The organism is Rugamonas sp. DEMB1, assembly GCF_029834475.1.
Taxonomy (GTDB): domain Bacteria; phylum Pseudomonadota; class Gammaproteobacteria; order Burkholderiales; family Burkholderiaceae_D; genus Rugamonas; species Rugamonas rubra.
Genome location: NZ_CP122407.1, coordinates 6,536,439 through 6,554,009, shown reverse-complemented (window position 1 = coordinate 6,554,009; position 17,571 = coordinate 6,536,439). Strand labels below are relative to the sequence as shown.

Sequence of the window (17,571 nt, the reverse complement as noted above, 5' to 3'; positions counted from 1 at the left end):
CCGCCGCCGCTACCAGACATACATCTCGTAGATCATGCCGTCGCTCTCCTCGCGGTAGCTGACGGTGGCGTCCTTCTCGCGGGCGTGGGTGGCCAGCAGCGTCAGGGCGACCACCGAGCTGTCGTTGCTGTTGGCCAGCTTCTTCCAGCCGATGCCGTCGACGCCCACCCAGGAGTTGCGGTCCTGGTTGATCGACCACAGCGCGCTGAGCTTCTTGTTCTGCTGCCACAGGCTGACGCCGCGCGCCGCCACCGAGGCCAGCGGCAGCGTCGGCGCGGCCTGCCCCGGCGGCGCGCCTGCAAGGCCGGCCGTCGCCGCCGTCGCCGTCGCCGTCGCTGCCGCCGCCATCATCACCGGCCGCGCCGCGCCGGCCGCCTGAACCGCCGCGCCGCCCTGCTGCGGCCCCTGCTGCGGGCCCTGGTCCGGCGCCTGGCCGCGCGACTTGGCGCGAGCCGCGCTGGCCGGCTCCATTTGTGGTTTGGTTTCAATCATCATGATTCTCCTGTTTGAAAAAATGGCTGGGCGCGGACCTTAGAACACATAGGCCTGCTTGATGACGCTGTTTTCCTCGTAGAACGTGACCGGCCGCGCCGCCGCCTTGGCGGCGATCATCTGCGACAACATGTCGTAGAACACCGTGTCGGTGTCCGACGAGATCTGGCGCCAGCCCAACGCGTCGAAATACACCCAGGCGTTGCGCTCCTGGTTGACGGTCCACAGGCCGAGCACGCGGGCGTTGTTCTGCCAGCCGGTGTTCTCGATGCCGTCGACGCCGAAATTGCCCCAGCTCTCGATGCCGCACTCGCCGTAGGCGATGCGGAAGTAGCCCTGCTCGCCCCAGCCGCTGCCCCAGCTGTTCTTGCAGATCCAATAGCCGGGGTTGTCGTTGTAGCCGACGATGGCGACACAGTGGCCGCCGGCGACGTCGCCGCTGACATGCTGGTAGACCCCGCTGGTGTAGCTGAAGAAGTCGGCGTAGACGACGAAGCAGGCGTCGACCGGCCCCTTGGTGGCGATGAAGCTCTTGATGTCGGCCGGATTGTTGGTCAGCTCGGAGTAGCCGCTGATCTTGGTCAGGCGGTCGGCCGCGTTGGCGCACAGGCCGCTGCAATCGCGGTTGGCCAGGTCGTAGGGATAGCAGGCCTCGTCGACCAGGCCCTTGGCCTTGCAGTCGTCGAGCGCCTCCTTGGGCCACCAGCCGGTGTCGCAGTTGGCGCCGCGCGCCCGGCCGTGGCAGAAGAACAGATGGGCCTCGCTCAGGTCGACGGCCAGGTCGGGGTTGCCGCGCTGCACCCGCAGCCGGCTCTCGATCGCCGCCACCGTGCCGAAGGCGACGCAGGAGCCGCAGGCCGACTGGTCGACCACGGGCGTGACGAAGTTCTGCCCGCCGACGTTGCGCAGGTCGTATTCAGCCGGCGCGCCGACGCTGGCGCGCGCCCGCGCCTGCATGTCGGCCTGGATCTGCTGCGAGCGCTGCGCCACCTCGGCGATGCCGGGCTCGCCCGGCGGCGGCTTGACGCCCAGGCGCACCTGCTGCTCATCCGGGTGCAGCAGCGACATGCTGGTGGCGCCGGCCTGCCACGGGTCGCCCTGCGCCTGCAGCGCGTCGCGGATTTGGTTCAAACTGATACCGTTGATGGTCATTGCTGGTCTCCTGTCGGGTGGCGGGGTGGCGGACGGGCCGCGCCGCCGCGGCACGCCTCCCCCAGTCATGCAGGGTAGGCGCGATCGCGGCCGCGCGCAGGCCGGATCGCGCCGCGCTTGAGGTCCGCCACGTCGGCGGCGGAACGGCGGAACTATTCGGCGCCGGCGGACTCGGACGGGGCACGCAAATTCGTCGCGGCGGCGGCGCAAATCATGTACTCTTCCGTTTTCAGCCCGCCACTCCGGAACATCCATGGAAGAAGACAACGCCGCCCACATCGCCAGCCACGGCACGCCGCTGTGCGGCAAGGCCTGGACCGCCTACGTCGGCACCGCGCTGCTGGCGCTGATCCTGTTCGGCGCCGTGCTGCCGCTGGCCTTCAAGTGGACCGAGCTGGCCGCCGCCGCCGTGCTGCTCGCGTCGGCGCTGCTGGTCGGCTACCGCGTGCTGGCCATCCGCAGCTACCAGCTATACTACGACGACGTCGGCGTCTGGCTCTACCACGGCATCCTGCCCTGGGCCAAGGGCGTGGCCGGCGTCAAATGGCGCGACATGGACGAGGCCACCTTCGTGCCCTCGTTCTGGAGCTGGCTGTCGCGCTCCTACACCATCCGCATCGGCCACCGCTTCACCAAGGACAGCGAGATCCTGCTCGGCCAAATGGCCAACGGCAAGGACGCCGTCGGCCTGCTCAACGCCCGCCACCAGGAACTGATCCGCGCCAACGCGCTGGTTTGAGGCGGCCGCCAACTGGCGCGCTCAAGCACGGAAATTAGTGCTACTCTCCCACGCTTGGCCTTGGCGCGCCCGCCCGAATCTGCGAATATGCGCGTCTTGCCCCAACCATCAAGAGGCTGTGTACGATGATCAAGACCAAATTTGCGCTGGCTGTGCTGCTGACGAGCCTGACGCTCGCGCCGGCCGGCGCCACCACCCACCACGGCCAGGACAAGGCCGCCAGCAGCAAGAGCAAGGCCGGCGCCAAATCCAGCGCCAAGGGCGGCGCCAAGGCCGCTGCCAAGGGCGGCGCCAAGGGCGGCGCCAAGGCCGCTGCCAAGGGCGGCGCCAAGGCCGCGCACGCCGGCAAGAATGCCAAGGGCGGCAAGCAGGACAAGCACGGCAAGGGTGGCAAGGGTGGCAAGGGCAAGGCCGTCGCCGCCGCCGCGGTGGCCGCGCCGGTCGCCGCCATGGCCCGTCCGGCGCCGCCGTCCGAGCGCCGCCAGGACCGCAACCTCGACACCCTGAGCAACCAGTTCCTCGGCGCGCTGTGGCGCATCGACCCGGAGGCCGCCATCGCCGCCGGCAAGTACGACACCGCCGCCAGCCTGACCATTCCCGACCAGGCCGCCCGCGCCCGCCAGCTGGCCTTCACCGACGACTGGCTGGCCCGCTTCGCCAAGATCGACGCGCGCCAGCTGTCGGCCAAGCAGCGCACCGACCTGGCGCTGCTGACCAACAAGCTCAACAGCGACCGCTTCTACCTGACCACGCTGCGCGAGTGGCAATGGAACCCGGCCAGCTACAACGTCGCCGCGCCGATCGACGCCATCCTCAACACCGAATACGCCGCCAAGCCGCAGCGCCTGCGCACCCTGCTCAAACGCATCGCCGGCGTGCCCGCCTACTACGAGGCGGCCCGCGCCAACATCGCCAAGCCGACCCGCGAGCACACCCAACTGGCGATCGCCCAGGCGCCCGGCGTGCTGAGCATGCTCACCGAGCTCGACAAGGCGGCCCAGGCCTCCATCCTGAACCCGGTCGAGAAGCAGCTGTTCACCCAACGCGTCAACGCCGCGCTGACCGCCGTCGACGGCTACGTCGCCTGGTTGGGCGAGCTCGACAAGACCATGGCGCAAACCGGCGAGGCCCGTCCCTTCCGCCTCGGCAAGGAGCTGTACGAGCAGAAGTTCGTCTTCGACATCCAGGCCGGCAGCAGCGCCGAGCAGACCTACCAGAAGGCCCTGGCGGCGCGCGAGGCGCTGCTGGTCAACATGGACCGGCTGGCCGACGAGTTGTGGAACAAGACCATGGGCCTGTCGGCCAAGCCGCTCGACCGCACCCGCAAGATCGGCATGGTGATCGACAAGCTGTCCAGCCAGCACGTGGCGCGCGAGAACTTCTTCCCCGAGATCCGCCGCCAGATCCCGCTGCTGCAGGACTGGGTGGTCAGCCACGACCTGCTGACCATGGACCCGAAGAAACCGCTGGAAGTGCGCGCCACCCCGGCCTACCAGAGCGGCGTGGCCGGCGCCAGCATCGAGGCGCCCGGCCCGTACCGGCCGCAGGACCGCACCTACTACAACGTCACGCCGCTCGACGGCGCCACGCCGGAGGCGGCCGAGAGCAGCCTGCGCGAGTACAACCACTGGATCCTGCAGATCCTCAACATCCACGAGGCCATTCCCGGCCACTACACCCAGCTGGTGTACGCCAACAAGTCGCCGTCCATCGTCAAGTCGATCTTCGGCAACGGCGCCATGGTCGAGGGCTGGGCCGTCTACGGCGAGCGCATGATGCTCGAGTCCGGCTATGGCGACAACACGCCCGAGATGTGGCTGATGTACTCGAAATGGAACCTGCGCAGCGTCACCAACACCATCCTCGACTACAGCGTGCACGTGCTCGACATGGGCGAGCAGGAGGCCATCGACCTGCTGGCGCGGCAGGCCTTCCAGACCACCAGCGAGGCCAAGGAGAAATGGCGCCGCGTGCAGCTGACCTCGGTGCAACTGACCAGCTACTTCAGCGGCTACAGCGAGATCATGGAGCTGCGCGAGCAGCGCAAACAGGCGTTGGGCAACAAGTTCGTGCTGAAGGATTTCCACGAGCAATTCCTCAGCTACGGCAGCGCGCCGGTGCGGGTGATCCGCGACCTGATGCTGCAACAGGCGGCGCCGCAGTAGGCGCGGCGGGCATCTGGCGGGCGCCGCGACGGCGCGCCGCCAAGCTACAACGGGGCGCTCATGCGCCCCGTTTTGCGTGCGCCGTTCGGATCGGCACTTGCGCACGATTGAGGCAGGTCTGGCGCAGAATAGGTTTTCTGCTACGATTAACTGCAGGAGCGTACATGACCATGCCCATCCGATTCGACACACTCAAATACGCCAAACGGTTGGAAGTGGCCGGCATTGCACCCAGCCACGCCGAGGCGTACGCCCAGGCGCTCAGCGACGCGCTCACCAACACTGTCGTCGCACCCGGCGACCTCATCCTGCTCAAGGCGGATGTGACCTACTGTATCGAAGCGGTCAAACAAGAACTGACCGACAGTATTGAGCAGGCCCGTACAAAAACTGATCGCTAGTCTTGAGCTAAGCCGGCAAAAGCTGGCCCTCGGCAGTGAGCTTGACCGACAAGAACTGACCACTAGTATTCAGCTATTCAGCCAAGAAGCACGGGCAAAGTTCGAATTTGCCCGGCAGAAGCTCATCGCGCTGTAGCAGCTCGGCTTTCCCGCAGGCATGCGGGCCGCGCTTGCGGCGTCTCAAACCGCCGAGCTAGCATGACGCTACCATGTCCTTTCCCCATGCGCGGCCGGTCCGCCATCTCCCAGGAAAGGAATCCACATGACAAGCCCACTTCGTTTGCTCGCCTGCGCCGCCGCGCTGTCCCTGGCCGGCTGCGCCGGCACCATGACCATGGGCGACCACGGCGCCAAGACGGTGGCCACCGGCTCGGCCGGCGGCGCCAACGCGCAGGGCGCCAACCAGCAGCTGGAACGCTGCGCCAAGCCGCTCGGCACGCTGACCATCGTCGAGGAGGCCAACCAGCCCTGGCTCTACCAGCTGACGCAGGAATACCATGTGCAGAGCACGGTGCCGCTGCTGCGCCTGATCATGCAGCAGTCGAACTGCTTCGTCATCGTCGAACGCGGCCGCGCCTTCAACAACATGCAGGGCGAGCGCGAACTGATGGCGCGCGGCGACCTGCGCAAGACCAGCAACCTGGGCAAGGGTCAAATGGTGGCGGCCGACTACACGGTCACGCCGTCGATCAGCTTCAGCGCGCGCGGCACCGGCGGCGGCGGCGCGGCCATCGGCGGCATGCTGGGGGCGATCGGCTCGCTGGTGGCCGGCTCGCTCAGGTCGAACGAGGCCTCGACCATGCTGCTGCTGACGGACAACCGCTCCGGCATCCAGCTGGCCGCCGCCGAGGGCAGCGCCAAGAACTGGGACTTCGGCGCGATGGGGGCGTTCTTCGGCGGCGGCTTCGCCGGTGGCGGCGGCTTCAGCAACACGCCGCAGGGCAAGGTGCTGGCCGCCTCCTTCATGGATTCCTACAACCAGCTGGTCAAATCGGTGCGCGACTACCAGGCGCAGGCGGTCGACGGCGGCCTGGGCAACGGCGGCACGCTGAAAACCAATTGAGCGGGAGGGACTGCGGCGTATCGGCGCCGCAGGGGGCGCCACAGCGGGGCCGCGCGGCAAGGCAGACCCTCGCGGCGGCCCAGCGAAAAGTAGCTTACTCGACCTGCTCGGGCGCCTGGGTGGCGCGGACGAAGACCGGCGCCACCAGCAGGCCCAGCTCGAACAAGATCCACATCGGCAGCGCCAGCGAGAACTGGCTGACGATGTCCGGCGGCGTGACGATGGCCGCCACCACGAAGGCGCCGACGATCACATACGGCCGCACCTCCTTGAGCTTGGCGACGGACACCAAACCCATGCGCACCAGGATCACCACCACCACCGGCACCTCGAAGGTGGCGCCGAAGGCCAGGCACATCGACATGACGAAGTCGAGGTAGTTCTCGATGTCCGGCGTGACGGCGATCGAGGTCGGCGAGAACTCGCTGATGAACTTGAACACCCGGCCGAACACGAAGAAGTAGCAGAACGCCACGCCGGCCATGAACAGCGCCGACGAGGAGATCACCAGCGGCGCGATCAGCTTCTTTTCGTGGGCGTACAGGCCGGGCGCGATGAAGGCCCACAGCTGGTACAGCACCCACGGCAGGGCCAGGATGAAGGCGATCACCAGGGTCACCTTCATCGGCACCAGGAAGGGCGAGATGACGCCGGTGGCGATCATCTTCGAGCCGACCGGCAGCGCGGCGATCATCGGCATGGCGATGATGTCGTAGATGCGCGATGGCCCCGGCCAGATCATCAGGCCGGCGCACACCAGCACGATGCCGATCGAGGCCTTGACCAGGCGGTCGCGCAATTCGATCAGGTGAGAGATAAAGGTCTCTTCGCCTGCTGCAGGTGTAGTCATTTAAAGAACGAGGTAGGGGAGGAATTGCCGCGCGGACGGAAACGGGCGACCCGCGCCGCGCCGGAGGTGACGTGCATCTTGCCGCCGTTGCGCTGCTTGTACCAGGCCGGAACGGCCGAGCTGCGCACCAGCTTCTTGCGGCGGAACTCGCGCGCCTTGCGCGCCAGGTCGTCGCTGCTGGCGCCGCTCGGCTGCGCCGACGGATGGTTGTCGTGCCAGGCGTTCTCCACCTCGGCCAGGTTCTCCGAGATCGAGTTCTCGACGCCCTGCTTGATCGACTGGGCGGCGTCCTGCACGTCCTTCTGCAGGTTTTTCAGCTCCTCCAGTTCGATCTCGCGCGAGACCTCGGATTTCACCTCGTTCAGGTAGCGCTGCGCCCGGCCGTACAGCGAGCCGGCCATGCGCGCCACCTTGGGCAGCTTTTCCGGACCGATGACGACCAGCGCCACGACGCCGATGATGGCAAGTTTGGAGAGACCGAGATCGATCATAGGATGTCAGCAAAAGCCGGACGGGGCCGTGGCCCCGGCCCGCTTAGTGCTTGCTTTTCTCTTTCGCGTCGACGTCGATGGTGCTCTTGTCGGCCACCTGCGACGGCGCGGCGGCAGCGGCCGGAGCGGCCTTGTCCTCGTCGCCCTTGACGCCGTCCTTGAAGCCCTTGACGGCCTTGCCGATGTCGGAACCCATGTTGCCCAGTTTCTTGGTGCCGAACACCAACATCACCACCACCAGCACGATCAACCAGTGCCAAATACTCATTGAACCCATCATTTTCCCCTAGCAAGGCGGTAACGCCCAAAAAATTCGGTTGAACCCAACGCAGACTACTCCGCACAGTATACTTTGAAGCGCGCATGTCATGTGCCCGTCATATTGCCATAATGCAAAAGGACTAGGCCATCCGACAAAAGGACTAGATCCAGGCTAGATCCAGGCTAGATCCAGCCCGGCGCCGGCTCAGCGCATGCCGCGCCAGGGGCGCGGACCGCCCACCACGTGCAGGTGCAGATGGTACACCTCTTGGCCGCCGTCCGGGCCACTGTTGATCAGCGTTTTGTAACCGCCGCCCGGTTCGCCGTCGGCGTCGTAGCTGACGGCGCAGCCGGCCTCCTCGGCCAGGCGCGGCGCCAGCGCCAGCATCTTGCCCAGCAGCGCGGCGTGGCTGGCGTTGCAGTCCGACAGGGTGGCCAGGTGCTGCTTGGGGATCACCAGCAGGTGCACCGGCGCGGCCGGGTTGATGTCCTTGAAGGCCAGCAGCTCCTCGTCCTCGTAGACGATGCTCGAGGGGATTTGTTTGGCGGCGATCTTACAAAAAAGGCAGTTTTCCACAAAGGCTCCACTAGTCATGTTTTTGGGTTTCGGCCGCGTCGCGCAGCTCGTCCTTGCGCGCCGCCTTTTCCTCCAGGCCGGACAGGCCCTCGCGCCGCGCCAGCTCGTCGAGCACCTGCTGCGGGCTCAGGTCGAACTGCGCCAGCATCACCAGCGAATGGAACCACAGGTCGGCGCATTCGTACAGCACCTTGGCGTTGTCGCCGTCGACGCGGGCGTCCTTGGCCGCCATCACCGTCTCGGTGGCCTCCTCGCCGATCTTTTTCAGGATCGCGTCGTCGCCCTTGGCGAACAGGCGCGAAACGTAGGAGGTGGCCGGGTCGCCGCCGTTGGCCAGCTTGCGCGACTCGATGATCTCGGCCAGGCGGTCTAAAATTGTGCTCATGTCGGTTTCGTCTTGTTCGGTTTGGTCGGTTGCGGGTACATCTCGGCCGGGTCCCTTCAACACCGGCTCGACGACCTGCCAGTCGCCCTCGTCGGCGTCGCCCTCGAACTTCTGGAAGAAGCAGGAATGGCGCCCGGTGTGGCAGGCGATGCCGCCGTGCTGGGCTATCTTCAGCAGCACCACGTCCTCGTCGCAGTCGAGGCGGATCTCCAGCACCTTTTGCGTGTGGCCGGACTCCTCGCCCTTGTGCCACAGCTTCTTGCGCGAGCGGCTCCAGTACACCGCCTCGCCCAGCTCGACCGTCTTGGCCAGCGCGTCGCGGTTCATCCAGGCGAACATCAGCACGTCGTTGCTGCCCGCTTCCTGGGCGATCACCGGCACCAGGCCGTGCTCGTCCCACTTGATTTTTTTCAACCATTTGGCCTTGGCGAGGCTTGGGGAATTCAACATCGTTCTTTCCTGTGTGTCCGTGCTCAGTCCAGGCGCATCGGTATGCCCTGGGCGGCCATGAAGCGCTTGGCCTCCTGCACCGTGTGCTGGCCGTAGTGGAAGATGCTGGCGGCCAGCACCGCGTCGGCGCGGCCCAGCTTGATGCCGTCGGCCAGGTCCTGCAGGCCGCCGACACCGCCCGAGGCGATCACCGGGATGCCGACCGCGTCGGAGACGCCGCGCGTCAGGCCCAGGTCGAAGCCGATCTTGGTGCCGTCGCGGTCCATGCTGGTCAGCAGGATCTCGCCGGCGCCCAGCTGCTCCATCTTCTTGGCCCATTCGATGGCGTCGAGGCCGGTGGCCTTGCGGCCGCCGTGGGTGAACACCTCCCAGCGGCCCGGCGCGGTCTGCTTGGCGTCGATCGCCACCACGATGCACTGCGAGCCGTGCTTCTGCGAGGCGTCGAACACCAGTTGCGGGTTGCTCACCGCAGAGGAGTTCATGCTGACCTTGTCGGCGCCGGCGTTGAGCAGGCGGCGCACGTCCTCGACGGCGCGCACGCCGCCGCCCACCGTCAGCGGAATGAACACCTGCGAGGCGACCGCCTCGATGATGTGCAGGATCAGGTCGCGCTCGTCGCTGGTGGCGGTGATGTCGAGGAAGGTGATCTCGTCGGCGCCCTGCTCGTCGTAGCGGCGGGCGATCTCGACCGGGTCGCCGGCGTCGCGCAGCTCGGTGAAGTTGACGCCTTTGACGACGCGGCCGTTGGTCACGTCGAGGCAGGGGATGATTCGTTTTGCAAGCATGATGGTACCTGTCGGCCTGTGAAGCCTTGTGTTCGCCTTGATGGAGCGCGGCGGCGGCGGCGGATGGTCGATCCGCGCGCCGGCCCGCGCCTGGGTGCTGCGGTCGCGCCGGGGCCGCGTGCTACTCGGCGGCTTCCTCGTCGAGGTCGCCGCTGAGCTCGTCGGCGCGCAGCTGGGCCGAGTTCAGGTCCAGCGTGCCCTCGTAGATCGAGCGGCCGCAGATGACGCCCTCGATGCCCTCGTCCTGCACCGCGCACAGCGCTTCGACGTCGGCCAGGTTGTGCAGGCCGCCGGAGGCGATGACGGGGATCTTGACGGCCTGGGCCAGCTTGACGGTGGCCTCGATGTTGACGCCGCCCATCATGCCGTCGCGGCCGATGTCGGTGTAGATGATCGATTCGACGCCGTAGGCCTCGAACTTGCGCGCCAGGTCGATCACCTCGTGGCCGGACATTTTGCTCCAGCCGTCGGTGGCGACCTTGCCGTCCTTGGCGTCCAGGCCGACGATGATGTGGCCGGGGAAGGCGCCGCAGGCGTCGTGCAGGAAGCCCGGCTCCTTGACGGCGGCCGTGCCGATGATGATGTAGGTGATGCCGGCGTCCAGATAGCGCTCAATGGTGTCGAGGTCGCGGATGCCGCCGCCGAGTTGCACCGGGATCTCGTCGATGCCGTTCTCTTCGGCGAACTCCTGCACCACCTTCAGGATCGCCTTGACGGCGGCCTCGTTCTTCGGCTTGCCGGCGAAGGCGCCGTTCAAGTCGACCAGATGCAGGCGGCGGGCGCCCTGCTTGAGCCAGTGCAGGGCCATGTCGGCCGGGTTGTCGGAGAAAACGGTGGCGAGTTCCATATCGCCCTGTTTGAGGCGAACGCAGTGACCGTCTTTGAGGTCGATGGCAGGAATGAGCAGCATGGTCGGTGTAATGGGTTAGAAGTTCAGGATCGGGTTGGAATGCGGTTTAACGATGCGGCAGCGGCGGCAAAAAATCAAGGCTTCCAGTGGACGAAATTCTTGTACAGCTGGAGGCCGGCCTTGGCGCTCTTCTCCGGGTGGAACTGGGTGGCGAAGATGTTGTCGCGCGCCACGGCGCTGCAGAACGGCGCGCCGTAGACGGTTTGGCCGACCACGTGGGCGGCCTGCTCCGGCTGCACGTAGAAGCTGTGCACGAAGTAGAAATAGCTGTCGTCCGGGATATCCTGCCACATCGGATGAGACGCCGTTTGCTTGACTTGGTTCCAGCCCATCTGCGGCACCTTGAAGCGCGAGCCGTCCTCCTGCAACTGGCCGTCGAGCTGGAAGCGCACCACCTTGCCGGGCAGCAGGCCGAGGCCGGCGGCGTCGCCCTCCTCGCTGACGTCGAACAACATCTGCTCGCCGATGCACACGCCCATCAGGGGCTTGCTGGCGGCCGCCTTCAACAGCGCCTCCAGCACGCCCGATTCGCGCAGGCTGCGCATGCAGTCCGGCATGGCGCCCTGGCCGGGCAGCACGATACGGTCGGCCGCCTCGATGTCGGCCACCTCGCCGGAGATCAGCACGTCGGCCTCGGGCGCGACGGCGCGCAGGGCCTGCGCCACCGAGCGCAGATTGCCCATGCCATAGTCAACCACAACAATTTTATTCATTTTGCCATTCAAGCGAAAAGGTCGGCGCGGCGCCCGTGGGCCGCGCCGTGGAGATCACAGACTGCCCTTGGTGGACGGGATGGTGCCGGCGGCGCGCTCGTCGCGCTCGCTGGCCATGCGCAGCGCGCGGCCGAAGGCCTTGAACACCGTCTCGCACTGGTGGTGGGCGTTGGTGCCGCGCAAGTTGTCGATATGCAAGCTCACCAGCGCGTGGTTGACGAAGCCGCGGAAAAACTCCAGCGTCAGGTCGACGTCGAAGCCGCCGATCATCGCCCGGGTGAAGGGGATGTGGTATTCGATGCCGGGGCGGCCGGAGAAGTCGATCACCACGCGCGACAACGCCTCGTCCAGCGGCACGTAGGCGTGGCCGTAGCGGCGGATGCCCTTCTTGTCGCCGATGGCCTGCGCCACCGCCATGCCCAGCGTGATGCCGACATCCTCCACCGTGTGGTGGTTGTCGATGTGGGTGTCGCCGGTGGCCTCGATGTCGAGGTCGATCAAGCCGTGGCGGGCGATCTGGTCCAGCATGTGGTCGAGGAAGGGCACGCCGGTGTTGAGCTTTTGCTGGCCCGTGCCGTCGAGGTTGATCGCGACGCGGATTTGCGTCTCGTTGGTGTTGCGCGTGATTTCTGCGGTGCGGTTCATGAAAGGCTCTTGCGGTGGTCTTAGGCTGCCAGCGATGCCGTGATGGCAGCGAGGAATACGGAGTTCTCTTCGGGGGTGCTGACGGTGATGCGCAAACAATTGGCCAGCACACTGTGCATTTTACTCACATTTTTGATTAATACCTTGTCAGCGAGCAGTTTCGCGTAGGCATCATCGGCGTCCGGCACACGAATCAAGAGAAAATTCGCCGCCGACGGAAACACCGTCACACCGGGCAGCGCGGCCAGTGCCTGCGCCAGTTCGCTGCGCGCGGCGCGCAGCGCGCGGGCCTGTTCGTTGAGCACATCGACGTGCTCGAGGGCGAATTCGGCGGCCGCCTGGGTCAACACGTTGATGTTGTAAGGAGGCCGCACTTTATCGAATTGCGCCAGCAATTGCGGCGCCGCCGACATGTAGCCGAGGCGGATGCCGGCCAGGCCGAGCTTGGACACGGTGCGCATCACCACCAGGTTGGCGAACTCCGGCAGGCGGCCCATGAAGCTTTGCTGGGCGAACGGCTCGTAGGCCTCGTCGACCACGGCGATGCCGGTCTCGCCCAAGGCCTCGATGATGGCGACGATGTCGGACTCGGCGAACAGGTTGCCGGTCGGGTTGTTCGGGTAGGACAGGTAGACCAGCGCCGGCTTGTGCTCGGCGATGGCGGCCAGCATGGCCGGCAGGTCGAGCGACAGGTCGGCCTTCAGCGCCACGCCGACGTAGTCCATGCCGGCGAACTGCGCCGAGCGCTGGTACATGACGAAGGACGGCGTGGGCGCCAGCACCACGGCGCGGCGGTCCTGGTGGGCGCAGGCCATGTCGAGGATGGAGATCAGCTCGTCGGAGCCGTTGCCGAGGATGACGTCGTAGCCGGCCGGCACGCCCAGCTGCTGGCAGACGCGCTGCTTCAATGTGGCGTAGGAGGCCACCGGGTAGCGGTTCAGCGTGACGGCGGCCAGGCGCTGGCCCAGCTCCTGCAGCAGATGCTCGGGCAGGTGGTAAGGGTTCTCCATCGCATCCAGTTTGACAAAGCCACTCGCGTCGGCCACGTGGTAGCCCTTGATGGCGCGCACGTCGGAACGAATGGTGTTGCTGATGAGGCTGTCGAGGGATGACATCTTACTTATGCTCCTGGGTTGGGGAACTGCACTACGCGATGGTTTCCGCCGGCTCCGCCTTGACGGCGCGCCGACTTCGTTTGGCCGGCGTATCGGCCGGTGGTTTGCTGGCCGCCTTGCTTGCGGTCTTGCTGGCTGGTTTGCTGGCTGGTTTGCTGGCGGCCTTCTTCACGGCGGCCTTCTTCGCGGCCGGCTTGGCGGCGCGCTTGACGGCGGCGCGCTGCTTGGCCGGCGCCGGCTTGGCCAGCGCCTCGGCGTCGGTGTCGGCCAGGCGGGTCTGGATGATCGCGCAGTATTCCGGGTTCAGCTCGAAGCCGACGAAATTGCGGCCGCAGCGGCGCGCCGCGATGGCGGTGGTGCCGCTGCCCATGAACAGGTCGAGCACCACGCCGTCCGGCGGGCAGGAGGCCTTGAGCATGCGCTCGATGATCTCCAGCGGCTTCTGGGTCGGATGGTCGGCCCGCTCGGGATGCTCGCGGTGCAAGCGCGACACGCTCCACAAATCTTTCGGGTTATAGCCCATCTCCAGCCATTTTGCGCCGATGAAGATCGAGCGCGAACGGGCCTTCTTGGTCGCCGCGTCGTAGGGGATGCGCACGGCGTCGAGGTCGAAGTAGTAGTCCTTGCGGCCGACGAAGAAGCCGATGGTGTCGTGCACCGACGAGTAGCTGCGCACGCTGCCGCCCATCGACGGCACGCGGCGGTCCCAGATGATCTCGTTCATCATCGTCATGCGTTTTTTCAGCATGACGAAGATCTCCGGCGAAAAGCGCCAGGTCAGGAAGATGTACAGGCTGCCGTTGGGCTTCAGCTTGGGCAGCGCGGCCGCTATCCACTGCTCGGTCCAGCGCAGGTACTCCTCCACCGTCTGCTGGTCGGAGGCGTTGCCGTAGTCCTTGCCCAGGTTGTACGGTGGATCGGTCAAGATCAGATCGATGGAGCCGTCCGGGATGCGCGCCAGTCCGGCCAGCGCATCCTCGCAGAACACCTGGTTGAGCCAATCGCTCATGCCGCCGCGATCATGCGTTCGATTTCAGGCGCAGCTCGGCGCTGCGGGCGTGCGCCTGCAAGCCCTCGCCGTAGGCCAGCTCGGCGGCCACCTTGCCCAGCGTTTGCGCGCCGGCCTCGCTGACGAAAATCACCGACGAGCGCTTCTGGAAGTCGTACACGCCCAGCGGCGACGAGAAGCGCGCCGTGCGCGAGGTCGGCAGCACGTGGTTCGGGCCGCAGCAGTAGTCGCCCAGCGACTCCGACGAGAAGCGGCCGAGGAACATCGCGCCGGCGTGGCGGATCTGGTCGGCCCACTGCTGCGGGTCCGTCGGCCGAGATCTCCAGGTGCTCGGCGGCGATGCTGTTGGCGATGGCGCAGGCCTCGGCCATGTCGCGCACCTTGACCAGCGCGCCGCGGTCGGTCAGCGAGGTGCGGATGGTGTCCTGCCGTGGCATGGTCGGCAGCAGCTTGTTGATGCTGGCCTCGACGCGGGCGATGTAGTCGGCGTCCGGGCACAGCAGGATGGCCTGGGCCAGCTCGTCGTGCTCGGCCTGGGAGAACAGGTCCATCGCCACCCAGTCCGGATCGGTGCTGCCGTCGCAGATGATCAAAATTTCCGACGGGCCGGCGATCATGTCGATGCCGACGATGCCGAACACGCGGCGCTTGGCCGCCGCCACGTAGGCGTTGCCGGGGCCGACGATCTTGTCGACCGGGGCGATGGTGGCCGTGCCGTGGGCCAGCGCGCCGACCGCCTGGGCGCCGCCGATGGTGATCACCCGCGTCACGCCGGCGATGGCGGCGGCGGCCAGCACCATCTGGTTCTTCACGCCGTCCGGCGTCGGCACCACCATGATGATCTCGGCCACGCCGGCCACCTTGGCCGGCACCGCGTTCATCAGCACCGACGACGGATAGGCGGCCTTGCCGCCGGGGACGTAGATGCCGACCCGGTCGAGCGGGGTGATCTTCTGGCCCAGCACGGTGCCGTCCGCCTCGGTGTAGCTGAAGCCGCACAGCTCCTGCTTCTGCCGCTGGTGGAACAGGCGGATGCGCTCGGCCGCCGTCTGCAGCGCCAGGCGCTGCGCCTCGGGCAGGCCGGCCAGCGCCGCGTCCAGTTCCGCCTGGCCGATGTCGAAGGCGGCCATGCTGGCGGCGCCGCCGTCGGGAATGCGGTCGAAGCGGTTGGTGTACTCCAGCACGGCGGCGTCGCCGCGCGCCTTGACGTCGGCCAGGATCGCCGCCACCGACCGTTCGATCGCCTCGTCGGTGCTCGCCTCGAACGCCAACAGGGCGCTCAGGGCTGTGTGGAATCCGGCTTGGCTTGAATCGAGCTTGGTGATCTGAATCGGCATGATGGGTTCTTCTGGCTGGGACGGTGGGCGGTGGCGGGTGAACTTATTTTTTCATCTTGGAGGCGCGTTCGAACGCCGCCAGGATCGGTTGCAGGCGCTCGCGCTTGAGCTTGAGGGCGGCCTGGTTGACGATCAGGCGCGAGGAGATCTGCATGATCTCCTCGACCTCGACCAGGTCGTTGGCGCGCAGCGTGTTGCCGGTGCTGACGACGTCGACGATGGCGTCGGACAGGCCGACCAGCGGCGCCAGCTCCATCGAGCCGTACAGCTTGATCAGATCGACGTGCACGCCCTTGGCGGCGAAGTGTTCGCGCGCCGTCTGGACGAACTTGGTGGCCACGCGCAGGCGCGCGCCCTGGCGCACGGCGGTGGCGTAGTCGAAGCCGTTCTTGACCGCCACCGACATGCGGCAGGCGGCGATGTTCAGGTCGATCGGCTGGTACAGGCCCTCGCCGCCGTGCTCGAGCAGCACGTCCTTGCCGGCCACACCGAAGTCGGCGGCGCCGTGCTGCACATAGGTCGGCACGTCGGTGGCGCGGACGATGATGACGCGCACGTTGGGGTCGTTGGTGGCGAGGATCAGCTTGCGCGAGGTCTCCGGATTCTCGGTCACGATGATGCCGGCCTCCTCCAACAGGGGCAGGGTGTCCTCGAAGATGCGGCCTTTCGACAGCGCCAGGATCAGCTGCGACTGGTCGCGCGCCTGGCTGTTAAATACGGTCATGATGGATTCCGATGTGTCGTTGCGATGTGTCGATGTGTCGTGCTTGCGCCGCGCCTACTTGACGCGGACGATGTCGGCGCCAACCGCCGACAGCTTCACTTCCATGCGGTCGTAGCCACGGTCGAGGTGGTAGATGCGGTCGACCAGGGTCTCGCCGCGCGCGGCCAGGGCGGCGATCACCAGCGAGGCCGAGGCGCGCAGGTCGGTGGCCATGACGGGCGCGCCGATCAGGTGGTCGACGCCGGTGATGAAGGCGGTGTTGCCGTCGGTCTCGATGGCGGCGCCCAGGCGGTTCATCTCCTGCACGTGCATGAAGCGGTTCTCGAAGATGGTCTCGGTGACGCGGCTGGCGCCGTCGGCGACGGTGTTGACGGCCATGAACTGGGCCTGCATGTCGGTCGGGAAGCCGGGGTATTCGGTGGTGCGGAAGGTCACCGGCTTGGGCCGCTGGTCCATGCGGGCGCGGATCCAGTCCGGGCCGATGTCCATCCGCAGGCCGACTTCGCGCAGCTTGTCGAGGGCGGCGTCGAGGATGTCGGTGCGGGTGTTGCGCAGCGTGATGTCGCCGCCGGCCGCCGCCACGGCGCACAGGAAGGTGGCCGTCTCGATGCGGTCGGAGATGACGGCGTGCTTGGCGCCGTGCAGTTCGGCGACGCCCTGGATCACCAGGCGGTCGGTGCCGATGCCCTCGATCTTGGCGCCCATGGCCACCAGCAGGTGGGCCAGGTCGGTCACTTCCGGCTCGCGCGCGGCGTTCTCCAGGATGGTCTCGCCCTCGGCCAGGGTGGCCGCCATCAGCAGGTTCTCGGTGCCGGTGACGGTGATCATGTCGGTGACGATGCGGGTGCCCTTGAGCTTCTTGCACTTGGCGTAGATGTAGCCGCCCTCGATGGTGATCTCGGCGCCCAGCGCCTGCAGGCCCTTGATGTGCTGGTCGACCGGGCGCGAGCCGATGGCGCAGCCGCCCGGCAGCGACACCTTGGCCTCGCCGAAGCGGGCCAACAGCGGGCCCAGCACCAGGATCGACGCGCGCATGGTCTTGACCAGCTCGTAGGGCGCCTCCAGCTTGTCGATCGCGTCGCCTTGCAGCGTGACGCACTCGTCGTCCTGCGCCACCTTCAGGCCGGTCTGGCCGAGCAGCTTGAGCATGGTGGCGACGTCGTGCAGGCGCGGCACGTTGCTCAGCTCCAGCTTGCCGGCGGTCAGCAGGCCGGCGCACAGGATGGGCAGGGCGGCGTTCTTGGCGCCGGAGATGGTGATGTCGCCGGCCAGGCGTTTGCCGCCTTGAATGAGGAGTTTGTCCATGC

General features: G+C 66.8%; 19 protein-coding genes and 1 pseudogene. 4 read left to right on the top strand and 16 right to left on the bottom strand.

Annotated features, from left to right (window positions below; translation table 11 throughout):
* Positions 1–9: 9 nt before the first annotated feature.
* The gene (locus tag QC826_RS30255; RefSeq protein WP_279763723.1) at positions 10–495 is read right to left on the bottom strand and encodes a hypothetical protein; all 486 of its coding nucleotides are present in this window, start codon (positions 493–495) and stop codon (positions 10–12) included.
* Between the two features lie 36 nt (positions 496–531).
* Positions 532–1,644 (bottom strand): C1 family peptidase, encoded by a 1,113-nt coding sequence (locus tag QC826_RS30250; RefSeq protein WP_279763722.1) that lies wholly within the window; start codon positions 1,642–1,644, stop codon positions 532–534.
* A gap of 253 nt (positions 1,645–1,897) precedes the next feature.
* Between QC826_RS30250 and QC826_RS30245 the strand changes: the two genes are divergently transcribed.
* The 4 genes from QC826_RS30245 (at position 1,898) to QC826_RS30230 (ending at position 6,012) form a co-directional block, all read left to right on the top strand.
* Positions 1,898–2,383 (top strand): hypothetical protein, encoded by a 486-nt coding sequence (locus QC826_RS30245; RefSeq protein ID WP_279763721.1) that lies wholly within the window; start codon positions 1,898–1,900, stop codon positions 2,381–2,383.
* Between the two features lie 125 nt (positions 2,384–2,508).
* Positions 2,509–4,548, top strand: coding sequence for a DUF885 domain-containing protein (locus QC826_RS30240; RefSeq protein WP_279763720.1), 2,040 nt, complete (start codon positions 2,509–2,511; stop codon positions 4,546–4,548).
* Between the two features lie 164 nt (positions 4,549–4,712).
* Positions 4,713–4,949, top strand: coding sequence for a hypothetical protein (locus QC826_RS30235; protein WP_279763718.1), 237 nt, complete (start codon positions 4,713–4,715; stop codon positions 4,947–4,949).
* A gap of 262 nt (positions 4,950–5,211) precedes the next feature.
* Positions 5,212–6,012, top strand: coding sequence for a CsgG/HfaB family protein (locus tag QC826_RS30230; protein ID WP_279763717.1), 801 nt, complete (start codon positions 5,212–5,214; stop codon positions 6,010–6,012).
* 94 nt (positions 6,013–6,106) lie between these two features.
* Here the strand turns inward: QC826_RS30230 and tatC are convergent, their stop codons facing one another.
* The 14 genes and pseudogenes from tatC to murA form a co-directional block, all read right to left on the bottom strand.
* Positions 6,107–6,862, bottom strand: a complete 756-nt coding sequence (tatC, locus tag QC826_RS30225; RefSeq protein WP_279763716.1) for a twin-arginine translocase subunit TatC — start codon at positions 6,860–6,862, stop codon at positions 6,107–6,109.
* On the bottom strand, positions 6,859–7,353 hold the full coding sequence (tatB, locus tag QC826_RS30220) for a Sec-independent protein translocase protein TatB (RefSeq protein WP_279763715.1): 495 nt from the start codon (positions 7,351–7,353) through the stop codon (positions 6,859–6,861). Before tatB ends, tatC begins: the two co-directional genes overlap by 4 nt.
* Before the next feature lie 43 nt (positions 7,354–7,396).
* Positions 7,397–7,630 (bottom strand): Sec-independent protein translocase subunit TatA, encoded by a 234-nt coding sequence (tatA, locus tag QC826_RS30215; RefSeq protein ID WP_279766634.1) that lies wholly within the window; start codon positions 7,628–7,630, stop codon positions 7,397–7,399.
* A gap of 189 nt (positions 7,631–7,819) precedes the next feature.
* On the bottom strand, positions 7,820–8,191 hold the full coding sequence (locus QC826_RS30210) for a histidine triad nucleotide-binding protein (RefSeq protein ID WP_279763714.1): 372 nt from the start codon (positions 8,189–8,191) through the stop codon (positions 7,820–7,822).
* Between the two features lie 10 nt (positions 8,192–8,201).
* Positions 8,202–9,026: a bifunctional phosphoribosyl-AMP cyclohydrolase/phosphoribosyl-ATP diphosphatase HisIE gene (gene hisIE / locus QC826_RS30205; protein ID WP_279763713.1), complete on the bottom strand. Its 825-nt coding sequence runs from the start codon at positions 9,024–9,026 to the stop codon at positions 8,202–8,204.
* A 23-nt stretch (positions 9,027–9,049) separates the two neighbouring features.
* Positions 9,050–9,811 carry an imidazole glycerol phosphate synthase subunit HisF gene (gene hisF, locus QC826_RS30200; protein ID WP_199518798.1) on the bottom strand — a complete coding sequence of 254 codons (762 nt, stop codon included), beginning with the start codon at positions 9,809–9,811 and terminating at the stop codon, positions 9,050–9,052.
* 121 nt (positions 9,812–9,932) lie between these two features.
* Positions 9,933–10,721 carry a 1-(5-phosphoribosyl)-5-[(5-phosphoribosylamino)methylideneamino]imidazole-4-carboxamide isomerase gene (gene hisA / locus QC826_RS30195; RefSeq protein ID WP_279763709.1) on the bottom strand — a complete coding sequence of 263 codons (789 nt, stop codon included), beginning with the start codon at positions 10,719–10,721 and terminating at the stop codon, positions 9,933–9,935.
* A gap of 74 nt (positions 10,722–10,795) precedes the next feature.
* Positions 10,796–11,434, bottom strand: coding sequence for an imidazole glycerol phosphate synthase subunit HisH (gene hisH / locus QC826_RS30190; RefSeq protein WP_093389285.1), 639 nt, complete (start codon positions 11,432–11,434; stop codon positions 10,796–10,798).
* A gap of 54 nt (positions 11,435–11,488) precedes the next feature.
* The gene (gene hisB / locus QC826_RS30185) at positions 11,489–12,079 is read right to left on the bottom strand and encodes an imidazoleglycerol-phosphate dehydratase HisB (protein WP_099414335.1); all 591 of its coding nucleotides are present in this window, start codon (positions 12,077–12,079) and stop codon (positions 11,489–11,491) included.
* Between the two features lie 20 nt (positions 12,080–12,099).
* Entirely contained in the window at positions 12,100–13,194 is a 1,095-nt protein-coding gene (hisC, locus tag QC826_RS30180) for a histidinol-phosphate transaminase (RefSeq protein WP_279763706.1), read from the bottom strand.
* A gap of 31 nt (positions 13,195–13,225) precedes the next feature.
* On the bottom strand, positions 13,226–14,203 hold the full coding sequence (locus QC826_RS30175) for a DNA-methyltransferase (protein WP_279763704.1): 978 nt from the start codon (positions 14,201–14,203) through the stop codon (positions 13,226–13,228).
* A gap of 10 nt (positions 14,204–14,213) precedes the next feature.
* Positions 14,214–15,540: pseudogene (gene hisD / locus QC826_RS30170) on the bottom strand (histidinol dehydrogenase).
* Between the two features lie 43 nt (positions 15,541–15,583).
* Positions 15,584–16,264 carry an ATP phosphoribosyltransferase gene (gene hisG, locus QC826_RS30165; RefSeq protein WP_099414331.1) on the bottom strand — a complete coding sequence of 227 codons (681 nt, stop codon included), beginning with the start codon at positions 16,262–16,264 and terminating at the stop codon, positions 15,584–15,586.
* Between the two features lie 54 nt (positions 16,265–16,318).
* On the bottom strand, positions 16,319–17,569 hold the full coding sequence (murA, locus tag QC826_RS30160) for a UDP-N-acetylglucosamine 1-carboxyvinyltransferase (RefSeq protein WP_279763702.1): 1,251 nt from the start codon (positions 17,567–17,569) through the stop codon (positions 16,319–16,321).
* Positions 17,570–17,571: the final 2 nt, after the last annotated feature.